Origin of the sequence: Halobacillus dabanensis (assembly GCF_900114165.1) — a bacterium.
Taxonomy (GTDB): domain Bacteria; phylum Bacillota; class Bacilli; order Bacillales; family Halobacillaceae; genus Halobacillus; species Halobacillus dabanensis.
The window spans coordinates 42,684-65,184 of record NZ_FOSB01000014.1; the positions used below are offsets into that span (position 1 = coordinate 42,684).

At 44.4% G+C, this 22,501-nt stretch carries 16 protein-coding genes; 9 read left to right on the plus strand and 7 right to left on the minus strand.

Annotated elements, in window-relative coordinates:
* Positions 1–17: 17 nt before the first annotated feature.
* On the plus strand, positions 18–599 hold the full coding sequence (locus BMZ58_RS18525; protein WP_075038027.1) for a cell wall hydrolase: 582 nt from the start codon (positions 18–20) through the stop codon (positions 597–599).
* Between the two features lie 94 nt (positions 600–693).
* Here BMZ58_RS18525 and BMZ58_RS18530 read toward each other — a convergent pair whose 3' ends face one another.
* On the minus strand, positions 694–2,109 hold the full coding sequence (locus tag BMZ58_RS18530; RefSeq protein ID WP_075038073.1) for an alanine/glycine:cation symporter family protein: 1,416 nt from the start codon (positions 2,107–2,109) through the stop codon (positions 694–696).
* Between the two features lie 139 nt (positions 2,110–2,248).
* Between BMZ58_RS18530 and BMZ58_RS18535 the strand changes: the two genes are divergently transcribed.
* Positions 2,249–2,851, plus strand: coding sequence for a flavin reductase (locus BMZ58_RS18535; RefSeq protein ID WP_075038028.1), 603 nt, complete (start codon positions 2,249–2,251; stop codon positions 2,849–2,851).
* Between the two features lie 118 nt (positions 2,852–2,969).
* Here the strand turns inward: BMZ58_RS18535 and BMZ58_RS18540 are convergent, their stop codons facing one another.
* Entirely contained in the window at positions 2,970–3,770 is an 801-nt protein-coding gene (locus BMZ58_RS18540) for a DUF2935 domain-containing protein (protein ID WP_075038029.1), read from the minus strand.
* 230 nt (positions 3,771–4,000) lie between these two features.
* Here BMZ58_RS18540 and BMZ58_RS18545 point away from each other — a divergent pair, with 230 nt between their 5' ends.
* From BMZ58_RS18545 to BMZ58_RS18560, 4 genes are read left to right on the plus strand one after another with little or no spacing between them, the layout of a single operon-like run.
* Positions 4,001–4,378, plus strand: a complete 378-nt coding sequence (locus BMZ58_RS18545; RefSeq protein ID WP_075038030.1) for a GntR family transcriptional regulator — start codon at positions 4,001–4,003, stop codon at positions 4,376–4,378.
* Positions 4,371–5,270 (plus strand): ABC transporter ATP-binding protein, encoded by a 900-nt coding sequence (locus BMZ58_RS18550; RefSeq protein WP_075038031.1) that lies wholly within the window; start codon positions 4,371–4,373, stop codon positions 5,268–5,270. Before BMZ58_RS18545 ends, BMZ58_RS18550 begins: the two co-directional genes overlap by 8 nt.
* Entirely contained in the window at positions 5,245–7,239 is a 1,995-nt protein-coding gene (locus BMZ58_RS18555; RefSeq protein WP_075038032.1) for a DUF6449 domain-containing protein, read from the plus strand. The genes BMZ58_RS18550 and BMZ58_RS18555 overlap by 26 nt, the downstream gene beginning before the upstream one ends.
* Positions 7,240–7,271: 32 nt before the next feature.
* Entirely contained in the window at positions 7,272–7,778 is a 507-nt protein-coding gene (locus tag BMZ58_RS18560; protein ID WP_167360117.1) for an RNA polymerase sigma factor, read from the plus strand.
* A gap of 513 nt (positions 7,779–8,291) precedes the next feature.
* On the opposite strand, the gene BMZ58_RS18565 is transcribed toward BMZ58_RS18560, so the two are convergent.
* The 3 genes from BMZ58_RS18565 to BMZ58_RS18575 form a co-directional block, all read right to left on the minus strand.
* A complete protein-coding gene (locus BMZ58_RS18565) occupies positions 8,292–9,926 on the minus strand; it encodes a thiamine pyrophosphate-binding protein (protein WP_075038034.1) in 1,635 nt (544 codons plus the stop codon).
* A 4-nt stretch (positions 9,927–9,930) separates the two neighbouring features.
* Positions 9,931–12,738: a bifunctional diguanylate cyclase/phosphodiesterase gene (locus BMZ58_RS18570; protein ID WP_075038035.1), complete on the minus strand. Its 2,808-nt coding sequence runs from the start codon at positions 12,736–12,738 to the stop codon at positions 9,931–9,933.
* Positions 12,739–12,996: 258 nt separating this feature from the next.
* Positions 12,997–13,959, minus strand: coding sequence for an iron-hydroxamate ABC transporter substrate-binding protein (locus BMZ58_RS18575; protein ID WP_075038036.1), 963 nt, complete (start codon positions 13,957–13,959; stop codon positions 12,997–12,999).
* A gap of 167 nt (positions 13,960–14,126) precedes the next feature.
* Between BMZ58_RS18575 and BMZ58_RS18580 the strand changes: the two genes are divergently transcribed.
* From BMZ58_RS18580 to BMZ58_RS18590, 3 genes are read left to right on the plus strand one after another with little or no spacing between them, the layout of a single operon-like run.
* Entirely contained in the window at positions 14,127–15,104 is a 978-nt protein-coding gene (locus BMZ58_RS18580) for a FecCD family ABC transporter permease (RefSeq protein ID WP_075038074.1), read from the plus strand.
* Positions 15,101–16,105: a FecCD family ABC transporter permease gene (locus BMZ58_RS18585; RefSeq protein ID WP_075038037.1), complete on the plus strand. Its 1,005-nt coding sequence runs from the start codon at positions 15,101–15,103 to the stop codon at positions 16,103–16,105. Before BMZ58_RS18580 ends, BMZ58_RS18585 begins: the two co-directional genes overlap by 4 nt.
* A 19-nt stretch (positions 16,106–16,124) precedes the next feature.
* Positions 16,125–17,105, plus strand: a complete 981-nt coding sequence (locus BMZ58_RS18590; RefSeq protein ID WP_075038038.1) for an NAD(P)/FAD-dependent oxidoreductase — start codon at positions 16,125–16,127, stop codon at positions 17,103–17,105.
* 98 nt (positions 17,106–17,203) lie between these two features.
* Here BMZ58_RS18590 and metH read toward each other — a convergent pair whose 3' ends face one another.
* Together metH and BMZ58_RS18600 are read right to left on the minus strand one after the other, a co-directional pair.
* Positions 17,204–20,659 carry a methionine synthase gene (metH, locus tag BMZ58_RS18595; protein ID WP_075038039.1) on the minus strand — a complete coding sequence of 1,152 codons (3,456 nt, stop codon included), beginning with the start codon at positions 20,657–20,659 and terminating at the stop codon, positions 17,204–17,206.
* Positions 20,640–22,499 (minus strand): bifunctional homocysteine S-methyltransferase/methylenetetrahydrofolate reductase, encoded by a 1,860-nt coding sequence (locus tag BMZ58_RS18600; RefSeq protein ID WP_075038040.1) that lies wholly within the window; start codon positions 22,497–22,499, stop codon positions 20,640–20,642. Before BMZ58_RS18600 ends, metH begins: the two co-directional genes overlap by 20 nt.
* Positions 22,500–22,501 lie beyond the last annotated feature (2 nt).

Here is a 22,501-nt window from a genome sequence, read left to right on the forward strand (position 1 = left end):
TAGGAGGTAAATTTCTAATGTTCAAAAAAATCCCGCTGGCTGGAATAGCTGCAGCATGTATGCTTGCTTTTGCTTTCCCTGCCGCTATATCTGCTCAAGCCAATACGCATACCGTCCAAAAGGGCGAATCTATTTATAAAATCGCAAAGGAATATGGAGTGTCTACTCACCAGGTCCAGGCAATGAACAATAAATCTAATGCTAGCATTTTTCCTGGAGAAGAACTGAAACTTCCGGTCATTCCAAGTAAATCAGAAAAAGACCTTCTTTCCCGTCTTGTAGAGGCGGAGGCTAAGGGTGAAAGTTACGCAGGAAAAGTCGCTGTTGCTACCGTTGTTTTGAATCGTGTAGAAAGTGATCTATTCCCTAATTCCTTATATGGTGTTATTCATGATGGTATCCAGTTTTCACCAGTTCTTAATGGCACCATCAACCAACCGGCAAGTGCTGAATCAAAGCAGGCCGTAGATGAAGCCCTCGCATATCAAGGGTATGGCCGGGAATCATTATTCTTTTACAATCCTGATAAAGCTCAAAGCAGTTATTTGAGTAGTAAAGAAGTAACCACTGTTATAGGGGATCATGTTTTCTTAAGATAAATAGATATCGTTAAAAAAGAGATTTCCAACTGGAAATCTCTTTTTTTCCCTTTGCTTTTCAATAAGGAAGCATCAAGACTTTCTAAAATCCTAATTAACTTGCATCCTCTTTTTCATCAAATAGTTGAACGTTTTGTTCTTTCGTCCGCTTCTTATAAACACGATTCACATAATCATCCGTTAAGGCGGCGATATCCTTATGCAGGAATAGCAATGGTATGATGTTTGCCAACAGAACAAAGGCCAGAAGTAAATCCAGGAATTGCCAGATGAATTGAAGTCCTCCGAGCGCCCCGACGAACACCGAGACAATGTATACGATTCGCATAATTTTAGCTGCTCGTAAGCTGAATAAGTATTCCGCTTGTTTTTCTCCATAAAATACGAGGATACCGATCGTCGTTATGACGAAAAATAATAAAAATACAGTGATGAAACTGCTCCCGAAAGCGTCTCCGAATTCTGTCCCGATCGCGACATTAATCATGTTGGATGCATCGCTGCCTCCGACTTCTCGCCAAGCCCCTGTAACAAGGACAGTTAAACCAGAAATAGTGCAAATGACGATGGTATCGATGAAGACACTGAAAATTCCCCACATAGCTTGTCGTGATGGGTGATCTGTTTTTGCTGCGGCATGAGCAATGGATGCTGTCCCTAGACCTGCTTCGTTTGAGTACAGACCACGGGCAATCCCCCAGCGCAACCCTTGAGTAACTGCTGCTCCTGCAAAACCACCGGTCGCAGAAATCGGTGTGAATGCATGGGTGAAGATTAAGCTGAATACATTAGGAATTTGGTCGATATTCGCAAAGATGATGTATAAACAAACGGAAAGGTAGATGAGTACCATCCCTGGCACCATTTTGTCTGTGACTCTAGCGATTCTTTTAATTCCCCCGAAAACCACGAGGGCAATAGCTAGGCACATGACTGCACCGGTGACTTCTACTGGCCAACCGAAGGCCCCTTCTGTTTGTGTCGCTATGGAGTTTGATTGAACCATCGTACTCGGAATCAGTTCAATCATTAAGAAAAAGGCGAACGCAGTGGAGACCCACTTCCAACCGAGGGCCTTTTTTATGTAATATTGCGGCCCGCCGACCCAAATACCGTTCTCGTTCTTCTCTCTATACTTCATTCCGAGCAAAATTTCACTATATTTGGTGGCCATCCCGATCAAAGCAACAAGCCACATCCAGAATAATGCGCCTGGTCCCCCCAGAGAAATGGCGACAGGAACACCGACAATATTTGTGGCTCCGGCTGTCGAGGCTAGGGCAGAGGTGAAAGCCTGAAATGGTGTGATAGTTCCCTTCTTTTTTGTCTTTTTAAAGATTTGACCAATCGTTTGGTGAAGAACATGTCCGAAAAAGCGGAATTGAAAGAACTTGATCCTGAAAGTAAGGAAGATCCCGCCAAGAATCAAGATGATTGCTAGTGGATATGTCCATAGAAAATTAGATATTGTTGTAAGTCCTTCTTTAATAGTATTCCACAAATTTCCCAATGAAAGTGCCCCTTTCAACTACTTTTGATATCCACCTATTCCCTTTTTATGGGATTTAAAACTGGTGATTTGAGCACAGTAGGTGAGAGAATAGAGGAAATAGCGTATCCTTTATAGTAGAAAAGCCCAAACAGGAGGGATGAAGTTGATTATCAGTGAAAAGGAATTTCATGATCACTCGATGAGTAAATTGATAAAAGGAGCTGTTGTCCCCAGGCCGATTGCGTGGGTGTCTACCATCAGTTCAAATGGGACACGTAACCTGGCTCCATTTAGTTTTTTTACTGTGGCATCGATGAACCCGATCACCCTTTGCTTTTCCGTAGGTAGTGGACAAAGGGAAAAAGATACGTTGGTGAATATAAAACAATCGAAGGAATTCATCATTAATATCGTTTCAGAATCCTTAGCGAATCAAATGCATGAAAGTAGTAAAGGTTATGGGGCTGATGTTGATGAATTCGAAGTGGCAGGTACAGAGTTCGAGGATGGCGACTTTGTTCAAGTTCCACGAGTGAAACGGTCTCCAGTTCATATGGAATGCGAACTGGATCAAGTTATTGAAATAGGAGAAGGGAATCTAGTGTTAGGTAAATTGATCGGTTATCACATCCAGGATGAAGTGTATGAGGAGACAGATAAAGTGGATCCCCAAAAGTTGAAACCCGTGGGTCGAATGGCAGGCGATTACAGTTATATCCGTGATTTCTATACACTCCCAAATGACGATTTACCAAAATGAGAAAAAGCCGTGGTTGCCTATAAGGAACCATGGCTTCTTTTTTTGCGAGCCTTCATTCACCTCCCATCGTCTTCCGCTTTCCATTATTTTCTGTACCAGGTCATACATATTTTCCCAATTACTCCAAACGTGGATTGGTTGGGTCGCATGCTGGATATTCCCCTTGGGTTGTTTCAGCTAATTTATAGAGGTAATAGCATTCCTCCCTGGCCATATGGTCCGCCATCAAAGGGGAAAAGGTGCTGAGGACGGTTTCATTCAGCTCCATCTCTTCTAATTCTTCCAAAAAGGTCCTGAAAATTTTCATTTCCAGCTCTACTTCATCATTGAAACGAGTCAAGGCTGGGAATGAATGTTTATTAGTGCGAAGATATCCCTTCATTTCGACCGCTTTTATGTAAAACTGGTTGAAATGCTGCCGAAACGTGTCGCTTTTCTCCTTCAGCCGTCTCTCCACAGCGTCCATCTCATCATTGATCGCCCCTGCATGCCCTGAAGCATCCATTAACCAGAGCATATGGTGATGAAGTTCGTGGAACAGAGGAGGCACATCACCTTTACTTAAGAAACCGAGAACGAGTAAATATTCTTCTAATTCATTCACCATATGATTCAGGAATGTCGGGCTCAAATGAATTTTCACCTTGCCGAACAGAGAGCGCTCAATCAGATTCAGTTTAAACTTATGGAATTCGCGTGCTTTTTCCCCGACTTTTTTGGAAAAAGAAATCATATCTTTCACTTCTTCATCACGGACCTGTTTCAGCAGCCGATCCCATAAAGCCACATACTCTTTCGCTTTCTTCCCTGATTCTTCTTCCGAAGGATAGAGAGAATCGCGGATGAAGCGGGCGTGATCGCCCAGAATTTGCAGCCAAAATAAGTGTTCGAATTTTGCTTCTTCCCAATAGTTTTTCACGTTTATCACCCTCTTTTTATCATTCCTCATCCATGTATATTCACGGCTATGTACCTTCATGAAAATAATGTAGGTCCTTTTCTTACCGGTTGCCTTTGTGAAGAGTTTCCTTTTAAAACTAAAAGAAATTAAAAAGGGGGCTTCTCAAATGCCAGATTCTCCTATATACTACTGTATTAGTAGTAATAATACAGTTAATACAGATAGAACACACCTATGGAGGTGGCTGGATGTTTGAGTTGGACTTCAGAAGCCGAAAGCCCATCTATGAACAGCTTGTAGAGAAGCTGAAGCAACTGATTATTAATGACGTTCTGAAGGAAGATGAAAAATTGCCTTCCGTGAGGGAGCTGGCCCAACAGTTGACAATCAACCCGAACACGATTCAAAAAGCGTATCGTGAGTTGGAGTCGCAAGGCTATATTTACTCATTAAAAGGGAAAGGAAGTTTCGTTCATCCTTCTGGAAAAGTAGATAACGATGAGGAGTTGAAAAAAGTGAGGGAAGAGTTGAAAAAGTTGTTTGCTGAAGCGATTTATTTAGGGATGACATCAGAAGAGATCGCCGCTCTTCTCCACGAAGTGGAAGGAGGTCAGCAGGATGATTGAAGTTCAAGGGCTACATAAATCTATTGATAGGACGAAAATTTTGAAAGATGTCTCTTTTTATGTCCAAAAGGGTTCGATTTATGGGTTGCTTGGATCCAATGGGGCTGGAAAGACGACATTGATGAGAATTTTAGCAGGGATTTTAAAACAAAATGATGGAATAGTGCGTGTCCTGGAGGAAGACATCTTTGAAAACGACAAGGTCAAACAAAATGTCGTCTTTTTGCCGGACAATCTGTATTTCCTCCCTCAGTATACAACGAAGCAGATGGCAGATTACTACCGTTCTATGTATGACGGCTGGAGTGAAGAGCGTTATGAAAATTTAAAGCGTGTTTTCCATCTGGATGAAAAAAAGAAAATCAGCCAGTTCTCCAAAGGCATGCAGAGACAGGTTGCGTTTTGGCTTGCGATGTCAGCGAAGCCGGATGTCTTGATCATTGATGAACCTTTCGACGGACTCGATGCCGTGATGAGACAAAAAGTGAGGAGCTTAATCATCCAGGATGTAGCCGAACGTGAGATGACCGTTTTGATTTCTTCTCACAATTTAAGAGAGGTGGAAGATATTTGCGACCATGTCGGTATTTTACATAAAGGTGAAATACTGCTTGAGCGAGACCTGGATGATTTGAAAGCAGATGTCCATAAAATCCAGGTTGCCTTTCAGGAGGAAGACTTTGATCCTGAAACCTCAAATCTGGATGTACTACATCAGGAGAAGCGAGGGAGTGTCTTCTTGTTGATTGTAAGAGGAAATGAAACTGCTATTTCAGCAGAAATGGAAAAATACCGCCCGCTTGTCTATGATAGACTTCCGCTCACCTTAGAGGAGATATTCATTTATGAAATGGGGGGTGCAGGGTATGCGTTCGAAAACATCATCGTTTAATAAAGAAATTATCAAGCAGGATTTCCGCAATGTCGGCTGGATCAGTATCGTTTATTTTCTAGGTTTATTCTTCATTGTCCCGATGCAATTGTTTATGGAGATGAGCAAAGAAGAACCTAGCATTCCTGATGATCGTGGTTTGTTTGGTTCTATTTTCGCTTATGAACTGCAGTTATTTTTCCTTTTCATTATGCCACTGTTGATGGCTGTCTTTTTATTCCGTTATTTGCACGTCAAAGGGGCCTCAGACTTTGCGCACAGTTTCCCGATGAAAAGGGGGAAATTGTACCAACATCATATAGTTTCGGGTGTCATTCTATTAATTCTACCGATTTTACTGAATTATTTGATCCTCATTATTACCGCAGGGGCAGTGGATGTGCAAGATTACTATACGGTGACTAATTTGGGTTATTGGTTATGGTTGTTCAGTACAATGACGCTTCTGATCTTTATGGTAGGGGTTTTTGTGGGCACTTTGACAGGGCTGTCTGCCGTACAGGGAATTCTCACGTACATTTTATTGTTTTTACCCGCAGGTTTATATGTCTTGATTGCTTTTCACTTAAGTTCATATATTAAAGGGTATTCCGGTGATGTTGTCCTGGAACGATCGATTCAATATTTTTCTCCTTTGGTCGACTTAGTAGAGTTTCAACGTTACGCCCCGGATCCAGCAGAAGTACCTGTTGAGAAGCTTCCATTAATCATTTATGGCTTAGTTGCAGCTGCTTTTTACGTTTTGTCCTTATTTCTGTATAAAAAGCGGTCGCTTGAATCGGCTGGCCGCGCATTGGCCGTGACTGCACTTAATCCAGTGTTTAAAGTGGGAGTGACATTCTGTTTCGCGCTGTTTGGTGGAATGTATTTTACGGTTTCTCAGAATGAATACAGTTGGATGATTATGGGGTATTTCATCGGCGGAACATTCGGTTATGCGGCAGCTTCCATGCTTCTTGAGAAAACATGGCGGGTTTTCAATTGGAGGCACCTGAAAGGATGGTTCGGTTATGGTGCCGTCACGTGTGCTTTAATTGCCATCATTCCGTTCCTTTGGCAAAACTATGAATCGTACGTTCCCAAAAGTAGTGAAGTAGAAAAAGTCTTTGTGAGCAATGGTTATTGGCAGTATCAGAGGATGGTAGATGAAGAGATGGAGATTCCTTTTATCACCTCCGTTGAATCTATACAGTCGACAATTGATCTACATGAACAGCTGATCGAAGTCAGTAATCCTTTGGAAGATGGTCGGGATTCCTTCTTCTTTGTTTATAGAATGGAAGATGGCAGCGAAATTTACCGTCAATACAGAGTCGATGAGCAAGAGGTGGCTGAAGCAAAAAAAGCTGTTTATGAAACAGAAGAATACAAGAAGATCGAATATCCTGTGTTAGGCCTCGACCCTGATAAAGTGAACCGGCTTCACATAGGCTCTTATTCAGGGCAAGGTGGAAAAGAGTTTTATGATCCTGAGCTAATTGCTGGTTTTGTAGAAGTATTGAAAGAAGATATTGAAGGAATATCCTATGAAGACATGGTTACACCGCGCGGGTTGTACTCCAATGTCCACTTTACCGTTAATGGAAATCCTGATAATCCTTTTCATGTTCAACTTCATCCATCTTTTGAAAGGACTATGGGTTGGTTGAAGGAAAAAGGTTTTTATGAAGAAGCAATGACTCTGCCTGCGGATATCCACCGGGCAGACGTGTACCGTTGGCCAGAGAACCGTGACTTTTCAAATAATCATGTAAGGCTCATTGTAGAGCGGTTGAAAGAAGAGGGGATAGAACCGCTTGAATTCACAAGTGATGAGAAAATAGGCTCTCTAATGAAAGGACAACAAAATCAGGAAGACGGTGCTTATATTGTTGCTTTTTATTTCGATGAGCGTAATTCGGATCATTATGAAGTACTAAGCTTCGGTAAAGAGGATGCTCCAGATTTTATTAAGGAACACTTTGAATAAGGGAGAGAAAAAGGAAGATGGACTTTTGCGACATGTATGAACAATATTACCATCGCGTCTATTATACAGCCTTGAAAGTGACGAAGAATCCTTGTTCAGCGGAAGATATCCTTCAGGAAACATTCCTTAAAGCTTACGGGAAGTTTGAGGAGGTCAGAGATGAAGGGAAGGTAGGTTCGTGGTTATCTACTATTGCTCACAGGAAAGCGATTGACCTGTTACGCAAGGAGAAAAAAGCTGTACTTTTACCTATAGAAGAAATTCCTTTGTCACAACCTATAGCTGTTAACCCTGAATCTGATGTCGAGCGTATTTGCGAGCATCATCATTTGGAAGAAGATGTGAAAAAACGGATGAGTACCTTGTCTCCCAAGCTCCGAGCCGTTTTTCAATTAAGTTATTATAAAGAGCTGCAAGAAAAAGAGATAGCTTCTTACCTCCGTATTACGCCGGCTGCCGTCAAATCCCGCCTTCACCGGGCGAGACAGGCGATGAAAGAGAAGCTAGAGAAAGAAATCTCTCATTATTCCACAGCATAAATGAAAGCAGGGCTCCAAAAAAAGGAGCCCTGCTTTTTTAGTAGATAGCTATAAAACTAAATGCCAGTATTCCGGAGACCCGATTTCGAGACTTTATTGCGAATAAGGATCGGTGGGGGATAAGTCGCTTTCCGCGGGGAAGACGGCAAGCCTCCTCGGTCACTTCATGACCTTTGGTGTCTCGCCAGTCTATCCTTTCCCGTTCTTACACCTGGATGACCCCACATTCCAATGGATTACATAGGTCCTACGTGTGCTATCCAGCTCTAGTGCCTAGCGGCTAGTGAGACTTCCCTCGCTTCTGTACGATAAGTCAACATCGAAACACTACGCTCTTCGTGTTTCCTTTATCTCCTCCAGCTCTAGGCTAGTTCCGGTGTCTAGCCTCTCGAGGAGGCTCAGCGCCCGCCCCACGGAAAGCAAACCTTTTCCCGCAGCCCCAAACTCTCATTAAAGTCTCGAAACTGAGTCTTACAGAATAGGGAGCGTATATTTAAGGAAACTCAGTCGTAATTATTTTCCGAATGAAGATAAAAATTTGACGCGGTCACCCATCGGGGGCACTTGCTCATCGACGAGAGCGACTTCTAAGACTGCTGGACCGTTTGTATTCAGAACGGAAGCGAGGTTCTTGTCATGGATATCTTCCATAGAATCAATGCGGGCATTCGGAACGCCGAGTGATGCAGCCATTCGGGAGATGTCGATTGCTTCTTGACCGAATCGTTCATGGGCACGTTTATATTGAAGCGAATGTCCATGGTGGACCATCCCAAGACGGGCATTATTCATAACGATAAACAAAACGGGAATCTCATACTCTTTTGCTGTCAAAAGCTCCATACCATGCATGAAGAAACAACCGTCACCGGTGATGCTGACGGTCTGGCGCTCTGGGTCAGCCAACTTCGCACCGATTGCACTACCGATGCCACTTCCCATTGCTCCAAAATGGACATTGATATCGAAGGAATCGGAACTCTTCACGCCCATGTGGTGAACGACATAAGCCATAAATTCCCCGATATCGATGGTGTAACGGGTGTCCTCCGGCAACTTTTCCTGCAAGGCCCATAAAACATTCTGCGTTCTATATTCTTCTGTTATGTGTGGTGGCATGTGCTCGATTTCAGGCAGTGTTTGATGCTTGATTCCCATACCATTGAGAGCGGTAATAATGGATGAAACAGTGACATTGATATCCCCATGAACGGGAATGTCCACCAGGTATTTCCGGTTGAAGACAGCCGCATCATAATCCACTTGGATCATTGTACGATTCTTAGCGATGTTTGGATTCCAATTGTTTGTCGCTGTTTCTCCGAGACTTGAACCTAGTACAAGGACTGTCTCTGCTTTGCCTTCATTGATAAGTTGTGATGCTTCTTCATGACCTGCAAAGCCGAAAATTCCTTTAAGAAGGGGATGGGTATCTGGTATATATCCTTTGGCTTGCGGACTCGTAACGATTGGCCAATTTAAGGTTTCGGCAAGTTCTAACACATCTTCAACAGACCCTCGGATTCCTTGTCCGGCGAATATATAGCCACTCTTACTGCCTGCAAGTTGCTCAGCTGCCTTTGTAATGTGTTCATCTTCAGGGAGAAGTGGGCGGCGTTGTGGGAATTCAGGGATAGACGGTTCTATAATATTTGTAAGCTGAACGTCAATAGGCATGGCGATGTGGACAGGGCCCGGGACACCAGTCATCGCAATCTCAACCGCTTTATGAATCTCCGGTAAAAGGTCTTCCGCCCGGTCCACTCTCTGGCTGTATTTAGTTACCGGTTGATAGAGAGGGTCTGCGTGCAATTCTTGAGAAGCGTTCAATCCGACAGTGTCGACAGGGACAGCACCTGTCAAAAATAACACAGGGAGATGTTCACGCATGGCATTCGCGGCACCTGTAATTAAGTTCGTTCCGCCTGGACCGCTGCTTCCGATACATACGCCGAGCGAATCCGAATATTTGGCATAGGAAGCTGCCATATAAGATGCCGCTCCTTCGTGTTTAGTCACAATCGGTGTGATAGAGGGAGTATCGTAAAGTTCATCGAAAAAAGCATTGACGGACCCGGCTGGAATTCCAAAAATGTAAGAAACGTTACCGGAGACGAGGTAATCTAATACAGCACGAACTGATTTCATTTGCTTAGCTCCTTTGGGAATAAGATTTTAAAAAATGTCGTTCAAATGTTTTGGTCGGCAAAGGTTGGCTATAATAAAAACCTTGGATCCAATGACAACCATGTTGAGCTAGGAAAACGGCTTGTTCTGCTTGTTCCACACCTTCTGCTATGACATTCACCCCTAAACTGTCTGCTAAGGTGATGATGGTTTTGGTAATGGCAGCATTTTTTTTATTAGTTGTGACATCGTCGATGAAAGATTTGTCGATTTTCAGTGTATCGACAGGGAAGTCTTTTAAATAACCAAGGGAGGAATATCCTGTTCCAAAATCATCAATCGAAATTTGGATGCCTAGACCCTTCAACTCTCCAATGGTCTTCAACGTTTGTTCGGTATTATGGATAATCAGGTTCTCTGTCAGTTCGAGCTCCAGGTGGTATGGCGGCAGGTCTGTCTCGTGTAAAATGTCAGCAACCACTTGGACAATCTCCTTCTGGTTGAATTGTTGTGGTGATAAATTAGCAGATATGATCAGTTCTGTGTAACCTGCTTCTTCCCATATTTTCATCTGTTTGCATGCTTGCCGGATCACCCATTCTCCTAGCAGAGTAATTAATCCTGTTTCTTCTGCGAGAGGGATGAAGTGTCCTGGAGAGAGAGTTCCAAGTTCAGGATGGTTCCAACGAATCAATGATTCCATTCCAATCAAATCATTTGTTCGGGCATCAAACTTCGGCTGGTAATAGAGTTCGAATTCATTTCCTTTTTGCAGTGCTTTGAAGAGGTCGTTTTCAAGTTGGATTTGTTCTACAGCCTGGTTTTCAATGTCTGAGGAAAACAACTGATAACAGTTGCCGGCAAACTCCTTCGCTTTATACATCGCGACATCCGCCTGTTTAATTAATGTTTCCGCATTATCCCCGCTTTCCGGGAAAATGCTGACCCCGATACTTGTTTTCATAGCTATCTCTTGACCAGAAATCACGAACGGGTCATCAAATACTTGGAGGATTTTTTTCGCGCAACTGATTGCTTCTTCTTTTTTTTCAATAGTAGGAAGGAGGATGATGAATTCATCACCGCCCTGCCTCGAGACAGTCGCTTCTTTCGGAATAGCTTTTTGTAGCCGTTTGGCCACTTTCCGTAATACTTGATCGCCAAAACTATGACCAAAAGTATCGTTGATTTTTTTGAAGCGATCGAGGTCTAGAAATAAAATCGCTAACGGTTTATTTGTTAAAGCAGCATATGTTAATGCTTGACTGAGCCGGTCTTCAAACAAAACACGGTTTGGTACGTTAGTGACACTGTCGTAATAAGCATGATATTTGATTTTTTCTTCCATTTGTTTACGTGCGGTCACATCTTTAAAAGTGACGACATAACCAATCGTCCATTCGCCTTCTTTTTTTGGTGTGATTACATACTCCACAGGAATCGTATCTCCGTCTTTTTTATAGAAGAGATGGTCATGATCACTGAGGTTTTTCTGTTCCTCGTATTGCTCAATAAACGACCCTGTATGAACGCTCTCCCATTGAAACACGGCAGAGTAGGGGGCACCGATAATATCCTCTTCATTCTCATAGCCTAAAAGAGAGGTGGCGGAAGGGTTTGCGAATGTGATGCGGCCATTTAAGTCGAGGCCGAAAATCCCTTCCCCTGCGGATTGGAGAATCAACTCTTTTTCACGGCTGATTTTCTTCAATTCTGTAATGGCACCTTCTAATTCCTCATTTTTCTTTGTGAGTTCTGAGGTGCGGTCATGGATGATCATTTCTTGTTTTTCCATATAGAGAAGGTTGAATAGGACGGGAGCGGTAGTATCGACAATGGACTCAGCCAATTGTTTTACTGAATCTGGATACACTTTGTTGGGTTCATTCAAATTTACGATAGCTATGGCTCCGAGCACTTCCCCGAGGGAAACGAGCGGAATCATATAAAGCCCTTTCATTCCAAATTTCTCACAAATGTCCTTGTTGGTTCGTGGGTCATCGAACACATCTGGAATCATGATCGATGTCTTTGTCTGAACAACTTCCTGGAAGAGAAGATCTTCATTATGGTTGAAATCCATCTGCTTGTGGGTAGCTTTCCAATCCTCTTCCGACCAGTCACTGTTTTTGCTGAGACTGGCTGGGCTCAAGTGATATTCAGCAACAGGATCAACAAAGTGGGCTCCGATATTCGGATTTTCCAGCACTTCCCCTAAATAGTGAAAACATTTGTCGAGCGCTTCTTGTAAGGAAGAGCATAAGGAAAGGTCTCGCGTCACATTCAGTAACAGTTGTTTTTCAGAGATTAGTTTTTCTTTTCTCGTCAAATTGTTAGCATTACGGATCGCTACTGCAGCCATGTTCACATACGCTTTGACAGATTCTATTTCAGACTCCGACAAGTTCATCGGTGTACCATAATCAAATAGGAAAACAAGTCCGTACAGTTCGTTTTCATAAGAGATCGGCGCAACGAGCAGGGAATTGATTTTGAAAGCTTGTACTGCTCGTTGATCAGGACGATTATCTTTGGATGTATCAGGTATGTAAATGGCTTCATGGGTGTCAATGACTTCTTTTGCCAGGGAGTCGTAGGCAGGATCGACGATATGCATATCGAGTGTCATCCCATTGATTAAGGCTGGTTTTCCCACATAACCTTGGTATGTACCATCTTCCCGAGGCAGGTAGATACCTACCGAATCGCACCGCATGATTTCTTCAGATATGGCTGTGACCACGTGTTCTAAGACTTCGCGCAAATCAAGCTCCGTATTAATCAGCTTAGTGATCTGTGCAAGTCGAGAATATCTAGTTTGTTCTTCAGCCATTTGAAAAACCTCCATAGTTGTCATGTTTTGATAAAGTTCGACTATTATAATGAACTTCCTGCAAAAGTTCGGGATTTTTTACAAAAAAACAATGAAAAAGACACAAAAGTAAGCCTCTTCTGTGTCTTTTTCCAATAATATTAAGATGCCGTCTTCCCTGTGGAAAGCGATTAGCTTCCTAAGCCCGCTTTGCACCCATGAGATGTATCGAATCTAATTCCTTCCGATAAAGGGTGCTTTGATGGTGGGAGATGCTGATTATTTAAGGGTTTCTACGATTTTATTAATCGACATTTCATGAGCAAGGACACCATCGATCGTCCAGTGGCTCGGATCATTCATTGTATAAACTTGGTCATTTTGCACAGCAGGAGTGTTCTGCCAAACCGAACTGTTTTCTAAAACCTCAAAACCTGCCTCTCCTTCATTTCCAATAAGGAACACGTGCTCCGCGTCTATTTGCCCGAGTTTTTCTAAAGCGACCGGATTCCACTCTGCGCCTTCTTCGGGAAGGTTCTCAACGAATTCCGGCTTTGTGATTCCCATGTCGTTATAAAAGATTTCTGCACCGTAGCGGTTTTCATCAAATACGTAAAATTGTTCGCCCATTGTCCAGACGAAAGCAACAGACTCGTCGCCGATACTTTCTTCTATGGTGTTGGAAGCTTCTTCGACTTTTTTGTCGAAATCAGTGAGCACTTCTTCCGCTTTTTCTTGCTTATCCAGAATTTCTCCCATTGTAGTCAGTTGTTCTCTCCAATTCGCACTGGTTTCTTGCTCAAACACGTAAGTAGGAGCGATGTTGGAATAATCTTCGTAGCTTCCGTTTTGGAGCGCGGAAGGACCGCTGAAAATAATCAAATCGGGATTTTGTTCAATCGTTTGTTCAATTGGAAGATCATAACCGATTTTAGGCACACCTTCAAGCTGTGGCTGCAAATAGTCAAGCACTGTATCACCAATGGACCATTGTGCAACTGGCTCTACTCCCAGGGCTAAAAGGGAATCTTCTAAGTAGGGGGCAATTATGCGTTCAGGTTGTTCAGATAATGTGATTTCACCTGATGCATGGGTCAATGTACGTTCCGTCGTTTCCTCTGTACCTTCATCATTCGCACTCTCATTTGATTCTGTTTCATCTGAACCGTCGCTGCTACATCCAGTTGCCAGTAAGGCAATCAGCAACAGGCCTGTTATGTAAAGGGTTACTTTTTTACTCATTTGTTTGTTCCTCCTAAAAGTTTATGGTAAGATAATGATAATCATTATCAATGATAGTGTCAACTAGATTGATACATATTCGGAGAGGGTCGCTGGCAGTGGAGGATAAGAAACAGACAGAACGAACAGAATTGGATGGACTAGCTGGTAAGCAATGGCGAGCAGGGATGATTTTTATTGGGACGAGTGTACTGTTGGTGATAGCCATGGCACTGTCGATTTCTGTTGGCGTTACAGATATCGATTTCAAAACAGTGTGGGAATCGGTTTTTGCTTTCGTTCCCGAATCGACCAATCACCAGGTGATCCGGGAGCTCCGCCTCCCGCGTGCTTTGGCAGCCGCTCTTGTCGGAGCTTTCCTGGCTGTTTCTGGGGCAATCATGCAAGGATTGACGAGAAACCCGCTCGCTTCTCCATCTATTATGGGTGTGACACATGGGGCGGCTTTTGCTTTAATTCTGGCGATTGTTTTTTTCCCGGCAATAAGTAACATCGGTATGACTTTCGCTGCTTTTATCGGAGCGGGGCTTGGGGTCATTCTTGTCTTTGCTGTCGGTTCGTTTTCGAAGGGAGGTTTGACCCCGGCAAAGCTGGCGCTAGCTGGGGTAGCGATCGGAGGAATGCTCAGTTCCTTATCCTCCGCAATTTCTTTGCACTTTCAAGTCGCCAAACAGATGAGTTTCTGGTATGCAGGCGGGCTTACGGCGACGGATTGGTTATCAGTGGAGATTTTGCTGGTTGCTGGAGCAATCGGATTGACGCTTGCTTTATTTATCTCACGTTCTGTGACCATATTAAGTCTCGGTGATGAGGTGTCCAAAGGGCTTGGACAAAATACATTAGTCGTCAAAGCCTTAGGCGTCATCGTCGTTTTTATTTTGACAGGGGCAGCTGTCTCTATGGCAGGTACTGTCGGATTTATCGGACTTGTTATTCCCCATGTGGCAAGATATTTCGTAGGAACCGATTACCGATTGATCATTCCTGTCTCTGCTGTGTTCGGGAGTTTGCTTCTTGTCATTTCAGATATCGGTGCACGACTTGTGAATGCACCTTTTGAAACACCGGTTGGTGCAATAACGGCTTGTATTGGAGTCCCTTTCTTCCTATACCTTGCACGTAAAGAAGGGAGGGGAGAGATATGAGGGAAAAACGCTTTTCTCTGACTCTAGGGGTTCTATTCCTTTTACTAGGTATAATGGTTCTTATCAGTTTGAATATGGGTGTTGTCCAAATCGCTCCTCTGGATGTATTGAAAACATTAATAGGAAATGGTACGGAGAGACAGAAACTTGTATTGCTTGATTTCCGTCTTCCATCGATGTTTCTCGCTTTATTTGTCGGGGCCGGGCTCGGAGTTTCGGGTGCCATTCTCCAGGGGATTACCCAAAATGATTTAGCTGACCCAGGCATTCTTGGTATCAATACAGGAGCAGGCTTTGCTGTCATTATTTATATTTTCTTTTTCCAACAGTCGATGGCGATGGTTAGTGGGATCGGTATTTATATTTTGCCTGTGTTTGCGATTGTAGGAGCTTTTGCAGCTGCTTTAATTGTTTATGCTTTAGCATGGAAAAAAGGTGTGAACCCGATTCGCTTAATTTTGGTCGGTATCGGAGTGAATGCCGGATTCAGTGCAGCGTTGATCATTTTTCAAGTGAAAATGAACCCACAGGACTTCAACCAGGCGCTTGTCTGGTTGGCCGGGGACCTCTGGATGGGAAGTTGGAATTTAGTTTTTGCGGTTGTTCCGGTTGTCATCTGTCTTATTGGGTGGACGATCTACAAGTCTAAGACTTTGAACATTATGAATCTCGGGGACGCGATGTCTATGGGATTGGGAGTCCGGGTTGAAAAAGAACGGCGTGCCTTTCTGTTAATAGCTGTCGGGCTTGCCGGTCTCTGCGTCGCAGCAGGGGGCGGTATTGCATTTCTTGGGCTCGTCGCACCGCATGTCGCACGTCGGATTGTCGGACCGAAACATGAACGGATGGTTCCCGTCGCTGCTTTGATTGGAGCGATGTTTTTAGTAATGGCAGATACGATCGGAAAAAATATCATCGCACCCGCTGAAATTCCAGTGGGGATTGTCGTTTCGATCATCAGTACCCCTTATTTTGTCTACTTGCTTATGAAAACCCAATAGAAAAAAGGAGTTTGCAATTATGGAAGATTTGTATGATGTAACGATCATAGGTGGAGGCACGACGGGGCTTTACTCTGCCTTTTATAGCGGAATGCGGGATATGAAGACGAAAGTGGTGGAATATCAACCAAGTGTTGGCGGTAAGGTCTCCTTTTTTTATCCAGAGAAGAAAGTTTATGATGTCGGTGGACTTCCTGGAATTACAGGGGAAGATCTTGTACAGAACGTGACAGAACAGGCAGAAAGTATGGAGCCGACATTTGTGACAGGGATGAAGGTTGCCTCTATCGAAAAGCGAGAGGACGGGGTTTTCGTACTGATGACAGAAAACGGGGAAGAGCATTTTTCTAAAACGGTGCTAATCGCTTCTGGATTGGGAACGTTCGAAATGCAGCCATTAAAAGTAAAAAACAGCAAACGTTATGATGGGAAACAAATTCATTATACGATCCAAAACCTCGAGCAATACCGGGATCAGAAAGTTGTGGTCGTTTCACAAAATCGTGTTGGCATCGATTGGTCTCTAGCGCTGGAAGGAGTCGCCGAAGAAGTGCATATCGTCAATCGCAGCGATGAATTCAAAGCTGTATATGAGCAGGATGTAGAAAAACTAGAATCCTCTTCCGTAAGAATTCATAAGGAACGGGAAATCAATGAGGTGCATGGGGACGATAGGATGACTGGAATTGTACTCGATGACGGGACGGTTTTAGATGTCGATCATATCCTCGTATACGAAGGGTTGCAAATTGATAAAAGTTTGTATGACGAATGGGGATTGGAGACGGATAAAGGCCGGATTCCTGTTACTACTGACATGGGTGCAAGCATTCCTGGTGTGTTTGTAGCTGGTGATGCTGCTGTTTATCCGAGTAAGACGATGTTGATTGGGTCAGGGTTCAATGAAGCGATGGCGGCTGTAAATAGTGCCGCGAAGTATCTTGATCCAAAAGCGAAAGCTCAAGTATATAGTACGGTGATTTATAAGCATAAAGAGTGATAGAAAAAAGCCCGAACCGCCAATGTGAGCGTGGTTCGGGTTTTTTTCCTTTTTTGTAAGAGCTGGAAAGGAATATAATCCGAATCCAACTGAAAAGGTTAAATGACATTAAAATAACGTGCTTCTGGATGGGCGAAAACCATTGCAGTTACGGATGCTTCTGGTTCCATCATGCACTCTTCCGTCAACTCGATGCCGATGTCTTCCGGACGGAGGAGCTGGAACAACTTTTTCTGATCATCAAGGTCCGGACAGGCTGGGTATCCGAATGAATAACGCTGGCCCTGGTATTTCGCAGAAAATCGCTCTTGCATTGTAAAATCAGTAGGATCTGGGAAGCCCCACTTATCGCGAATCTGCTGGTGTACCTGCTCTGCTAATCCTTCCGCGGTTTCAAGGGCTAATGCTTGAATCGCATGACTTTCCAAGTAATGCCCTTGTTCTTTCAGCTCGACAGCCCGCTTGCGGATGCCTTTTCCAGCCGTGACGGCGAAAAACCCGACATAATCCATTTCGCCACTATCAACCGATCGTAAATAATCGGCCAAACATAAGAATGGCTCTTTGTTTTGTCTTGGGAAGGTGAAACGTTCGATGACTGTCTCTTGATCTTTCGGGTCGTAAATCAGTACATCGTCTCCATCGGATTGTGCTGGGTAAAAGCGGTACATGGCAGTAGGCTGTATCCATGCTTCCGTTTTTGCTCTTGCTAATAATCCATCTACAACCCCTTTTAGATGAACTGCTTTTTCGTTTCCCTCAGCGAGCAGTTTATTGAATTTTCCCTTTAGCCCGAGATGATGCCCGATGAGCATCTGCATGTTGATGTAAGGTTCGATATGGGCGACAGGATGCTCGCGAATGACATGCTTTTCAAAATCGTGTGGTTGGTATACAGGTACGGTCTTAGATACGGACGATTTCGGTTTTACAGCAACAGCCGTACCGCCCGTGTCTTTAGGAGCAGTTTTGGTAACACGTGAAAGGGCTGCCGCTTGTTTTTCCGCCTGTTCTCCAAGAAATTGATCACGCTGATCATCATTACTGAGCTGATTTGAGATGGAAAGACCATCCATGGCATCCTTCGCATATAGGACAGGGCCCCCATACTCGGGGGAAATTTTCGTATGGGTGAACTTCCGGGAAAGAGCAGCACCACCGACGAGGATCGGTAAGTCGATTTCCTGCTGCTTCAAATCCTGAGCTGTTAATACCATTTGTTGGGCAGATTTGACGAGCAAACCAGACAGCCCCACAATTGTAGGTTCTTCCTGTTTGATTTGCTGGATCAACTCTGCCGGTGTAACCTTGATCCCTAAGTCGACGACATCGAACCCATTGTTGCTCAAAATAATTTCCACAAGGTTTTTGCCGATGTCATGTACATCCCCTTTAACGGTTGCAAGCAATACCTTTCCTTTTTTGTTCGATGTGTCGCCTTTTTCCATATGTGGTTCCAAATAGGCGACAGACGTCTTCATTACTTCAGCGCTTTGTAAAACTTCCGCGACGATGAGTTGATTGTCATTGAACAGGCGGCCAACTTCTGCCATACCGTCCATTAACGGTCCATTAATGATAGCAAGAGGCGTTTCATATTCGGCCAGCGCTTTTTCTAAATCAGGCAAAAGACCTTCTTTTGTCCCTTCTACAACGTAATGAGCAAGGCGCTCCGCGAGGGTCATCGTGGACGTCGGTACTTTAGTTTCTTTTTTCTTACCTCTATAAAAAGCGGTGAATGAAGCCAGGGTCTCCTCACTTGTTTGGAAAAGGAGCTCATCGGCTAAGTCGATTTCTTCCGCGGCAATGGATGCATAACGTTCTAGTTTTTCTGTATTAACGATCGCGTAATCGAGTCCTGCCTTGGTGCAATGATACAAGTATACAGCGTTCAATATTTCGCGGCCGACGGGTGGCAATCCGAAGGAGACGTTACTGACGCCGAGAACGGTCTGACATAAAGGGAGGTGTTCTTTGATCAGTCGTATCCCTTCAACCGTTGCCTCTGCCGAACCGATATACTGTTCATCCCCTGTACCGACAGGGAAAACGAGGGGATCAAAGATAATGTCCTGTGGGTTTATGTTGTATTCTTCGACGAGAATATCATGTGACCGTTGAGCGATTTCAAGTTTCCTTTGTGCTGTGACAGCCATGCCTTCTTCATCGATCGTCCCCACCACTAGTGCTGCACCGTACTGTTTGACGAACGGGAGCACTTCCTTGAACCGTTCTTCCCCGTCTTCTAAGTTGATGGAGTTAATGATCACTTTCCCTTGCGAATAGGTAAGTGCTTTCTCTATGACATCGACATCGGTCGAGTCGATTACGAGTGGAACTTTAACCTTGTTGACGACTTGTTTCATGAATGCTTCCATGTCCTGGATTTCGTCGCGGTCCGGGTCAGCCAGACAAATATCGATGACCTGTGCCCCTTTTTTCACTTGAGCACGGGCAATCTCGGAAGCTTCTTCAAACTTCCCTTCTGCAATTAGACGCTTAAATTTCCTTGAGCCGATGACGTTTGTGCGTTCGCCGACGAGAATCGGGCGATCCCCGGGATCATCATAGATCAGTGGCTCAATGCCAGAGACTGCGTGAGCATGAGCGTCAGGAGCTGTTCGTGGCTGGTATTTTTCAACCGCTTCCGCAATGGCACGGATGTGTTCAGGTGTGGTTCCGCAACAGCCACCGACAACGTTCAGCCATCCTTTTTCAGCAAAACCAGCCACTTTTGCAGCGAGCGATTCCGGAGTTTCATGGTAAACGCCTTCTTCGTCGGGAAGGCCAGCGTTCGGGTAGCAACTGACTGCTGTTGTTGCGAGCTCAGACAAGGAACGGAGGTGGTCACGCATGAACTCCGGGCCTGTTGCACAGTTCAATCCGACAACACTCGGTTTCATATGCTCTAGGGAAAGATAAAAGGCTTCAATGCTTTGACCGGCGAGGGTCGTCCCCATTGGTTCGATCGTTCCGGATACTATCAACGGCATTTCTTTTTGCAAGTCTTCGGTTGCCTTAGTAATACCTAAGAATGCCGCTTTCACATTAAGCATATCTTGACTCGTTTCTAATAAAAGGATGTCGACGCCACCTTTTATCAGACCGCGTGCCTGCTCTTCATAAGCATCTGCCAGTGCTTCGAATGTGGTACCCCCAGTAACGGAAAGGGTTTTCGTTGTAGGCCCCATCGCACCGGCAACGAAGCGGGGGCGGTCAGGGGTGCTGTAACGGGCCGCTGCTTTTTTGGCTATTTTAGCTGCTTCGATATTGATTTCTTCTGCCAGGTGTCCAAGGTCATATTCGTCTAACACAAGATCTGTCGCCCCGAAGGTGTTTGTTTCGATAATGTCTGCTCCTGCCTCCAGATAGCGGGAGTGAATGGAATCCAGTAAGCTTGGATAAGTAAGGTTTAAGTATTCGTTACACCCTTCATATTCCTCGCCTCCGAAGTCTTGTGGAGAGAGGTTTGCTTCCTGTAGCATCGTCCCCATCGCCCCGTCAAGGATAAGAATTTTTTTCTGCAGTTGTTCATCAAACCATGCGGATGCCATTGGAAACCTTCCTTTCTCGCTTTGCGCTTTGCTCTTTTATATATTTCGTCAACTCAACGGTTATATCGTAACGCAAAAATGGAGTGATCAAGTAGATTCCGTTGAATAGATCCAGTGCCGTATCAATTAATGATTTGGAGATACGGATGCCCTCTGCTTGTGCTTTTGTTTTGTCTGTACCGGCAAGTTCCATTTTTTCCAGGACCTCTTTGGCAAGCGTGATTCCTGGTACTTCGTTGTGTAAAAATTCGGCGTTGCGTATGCTCGTCAGTGGCATGATGCCGATGTAAATGGGAGCTTCTATATGTTTTGTTGCTTCGTATGCTTCAATCATCTGCTCTTCATTGAACACAGGCTGACTGATGAAATAATCTGCTCCATATTTGATTTTCTTTTCCATTCGTCCTACGGCGCGGTTCAAGTTGCGCACGTTGGGATTAAAGGCAGCGGCTACAGAGAATGAGGTACTTTCGCCTAAAGATTTACCGGAGAATGAAATGCCTTTATTCATCTGTTTGATGTAATGAATCAAATCGAACGAATTCAAATCATATACGGAGGTGGCACCAGGGAAGTCGCCTATTTTTGTCGGGTCCCCGGTGATCGCTAGAAGTTGACGGATACCAAGCGTGTGCAACCCCATCAAATGAGATTGTAACCCGAGCAGGTTGCGGTCCCGGCAGGCGATGTGGACGAGTGGGTCGATATCGTACTTTTCTTTGATAATAGAAGCAATAGCTGTGTTACAGATGCGTGGGGAAGCGAGTGAGTTATCAGCAAGTGTTAGAGAATCTATACCTGCTTCGCGTAATGCTTCAGCTCCTTGTAAAAAGCGCTCTGTCTTCAGTTTTTTCGGTGGATCGAGTTCGACGATAATCGATCGTCCTTTTTTTGCTTTCTCATGGAGGTGTGGGCGAGTATCCTTTGGTGCGGCAGCTATGACTTCTGTCTCTTTAGTAAAAGGAACCACCTTATCCTTAATAGGTGCTTTACCTTTGACGCGAGCGACAATCGCTTCAATATGTTCAGGTGTTGTGCCGCAACAGCCGCCAATGAGTCTTGCCCCTTGTTCATAAAGAGATTGAGCACTTTTCTGAAAGTAGGTCGGGTCGGTCGGATAGACGAGTCTACCATCCTGGAAAGCTGGTAAACTGGCATTTGGATATGCGGACAGTACTGCTGTTTCAGGAAGAGGGACTTCTTCTAATGACTGTATCGTATGGTAGGGGCCGAGGCGGCAATTTACGCCTACCACGTCTGCGCCTAAGTCTTCCAGTTGTTTCAGGGCAGCTGGAAGAGAGGTGCCATCCTGAAGGACACCTGCTTCGTGCATCGATACTTGAGCAATGATTGGCAAGTTGGTTTCTTTTCTGGCAATCTCTAATACAGTCCTTATTTCTTCTAGGTCGTAGTAGGTTTCAAGCAGAAGGCCATCGACTTTTTCAAACAGAAGGCAATAGAGCTGTTCACGGAAACTCCGTTTGATTTCTTCTATGGAAACGGCTTGTTTCCGCACGCCACGAATGCCTCCGATTGTTCCGACAACATATCGCTTCCCCCCCGATGCTTGTTTGGCAAGGCGAACTGCTGCTGTATTGATTTCTTTCACGTGATCTTGCAGGCCATAACGGGTGAGTTTAATATAGTTAGCCCCGTAAGTGTTTGTCTGGATAACGTCGGCTCCTGCATGCACATAGGCACGATGGACATTCAACACTTCTTCCGCATGGGAGAGGTTTAGTTCTTCAAAACATCGGTCAATCCCATAAGAGTAAAGAAGGGTGCCCATCGCTCCGTCTCCGATTAAAGTTTTATTTTGTAAATCTTCGCGTAAGTCCATGG

Bases quoted from the DNA above. Each gene is read 5' to 3' on its own strand.
- BMZ58_RS18570 (WP_075038035.1), bottom strand. From the start codon at position 12,738: ATGGCTGAAGAACAAACTAGATATTCTCGACTTGCACAGATCACTAAG.
- BMZ58_RS18600 (WP_075038040.1), bottom strand. From the start codon at position 22,499: ATGGACTTACGCGAAGATTTACAAAATAAAACTTTAATCGGAGACGGA.
- BMZ58_RS18525 (WP_075038027.1), top strand. From the start codon at position 18: ATGTTCAAAAAAATCCCGCTGGCTGGAATAGCTGCAGCATGTATGCTT.
- BMZ58_RS18590 (WP_075038038.1), top strand. From the start codon at position 16,125: ATGGAAGATTTGTATGATGTAACGATCATAGGTGGAGGCACGACGGGG.
- BMZ58_RS18535 (WP_075038028.1), top strand. From the start codon at position 2,249: ATGAAGTTGATTATCAGTGAAAAGGAATTTCATGATCACTCGATGAGT.
- metH (WP_075038039.1), bottom strand. From the start codon at position 20,659: ATGGCATCCGCATGGTTTGATGAACAACTGCAGAAAAAAATTCTTATC.
- BMZ58_RS18585 (WP_075038037.1), top strand. From the start codon at position 15,101: ATGAGGGAAAAACGCTTTTCTCTGACTCTAGGGGTTCTATTCCTTTTA.
- BMZ58_RS18565 (WP_075038034.1), bottom strand. From the start codon at position 9,926: ATGAAATCAGTTCGTGCTGTATTAGATTACCTCGTCTCCGGTAACGTT.
- BMZ58_RS18545 (WP_075038030.1), top strand. From the start codon at position 4,001: ATGTTTGAGTTGGACTTCAGAAGCCGAAAGCCCATCTATGAACAGCTT.
- BMZ58_RS18580 (WP_075038074.1), top strand. From the start codon at position 14,127: ATGATTTTTATTGGGACGAGTGTACTGTTGGTGATAGCCATGGCACTG.
- BMZ58_RS18550 (WP_075038031.1), top strand. From the start codon at position 4,371: ATGATTGAAGTTCAAGGGCTACATAAATCTATTGATAGGACGAAAATT.
- BMZ58_RS18560 (WP_167360117.1), top strand. From the start codon at position 7,272: ATGTATGAACAATATTACCATCGCGTCTATTATACAGCCTTGAAAGTG.
- BMZ58_RS18575 (WP_075038036.1), bottom strand. From the start codon at position 13,959: ATGAGTAAAAAAGTAACCCTTTACATAACAGGCCTGTTGCTGATTGCC.
- BMZ58_RS18555 (WP_075038032.1), top strand. From the start codon at position 5,245: ATGCGTTCGAAAACATCATCGTTTAATAAAGAAATTATCAAGCAGGAT.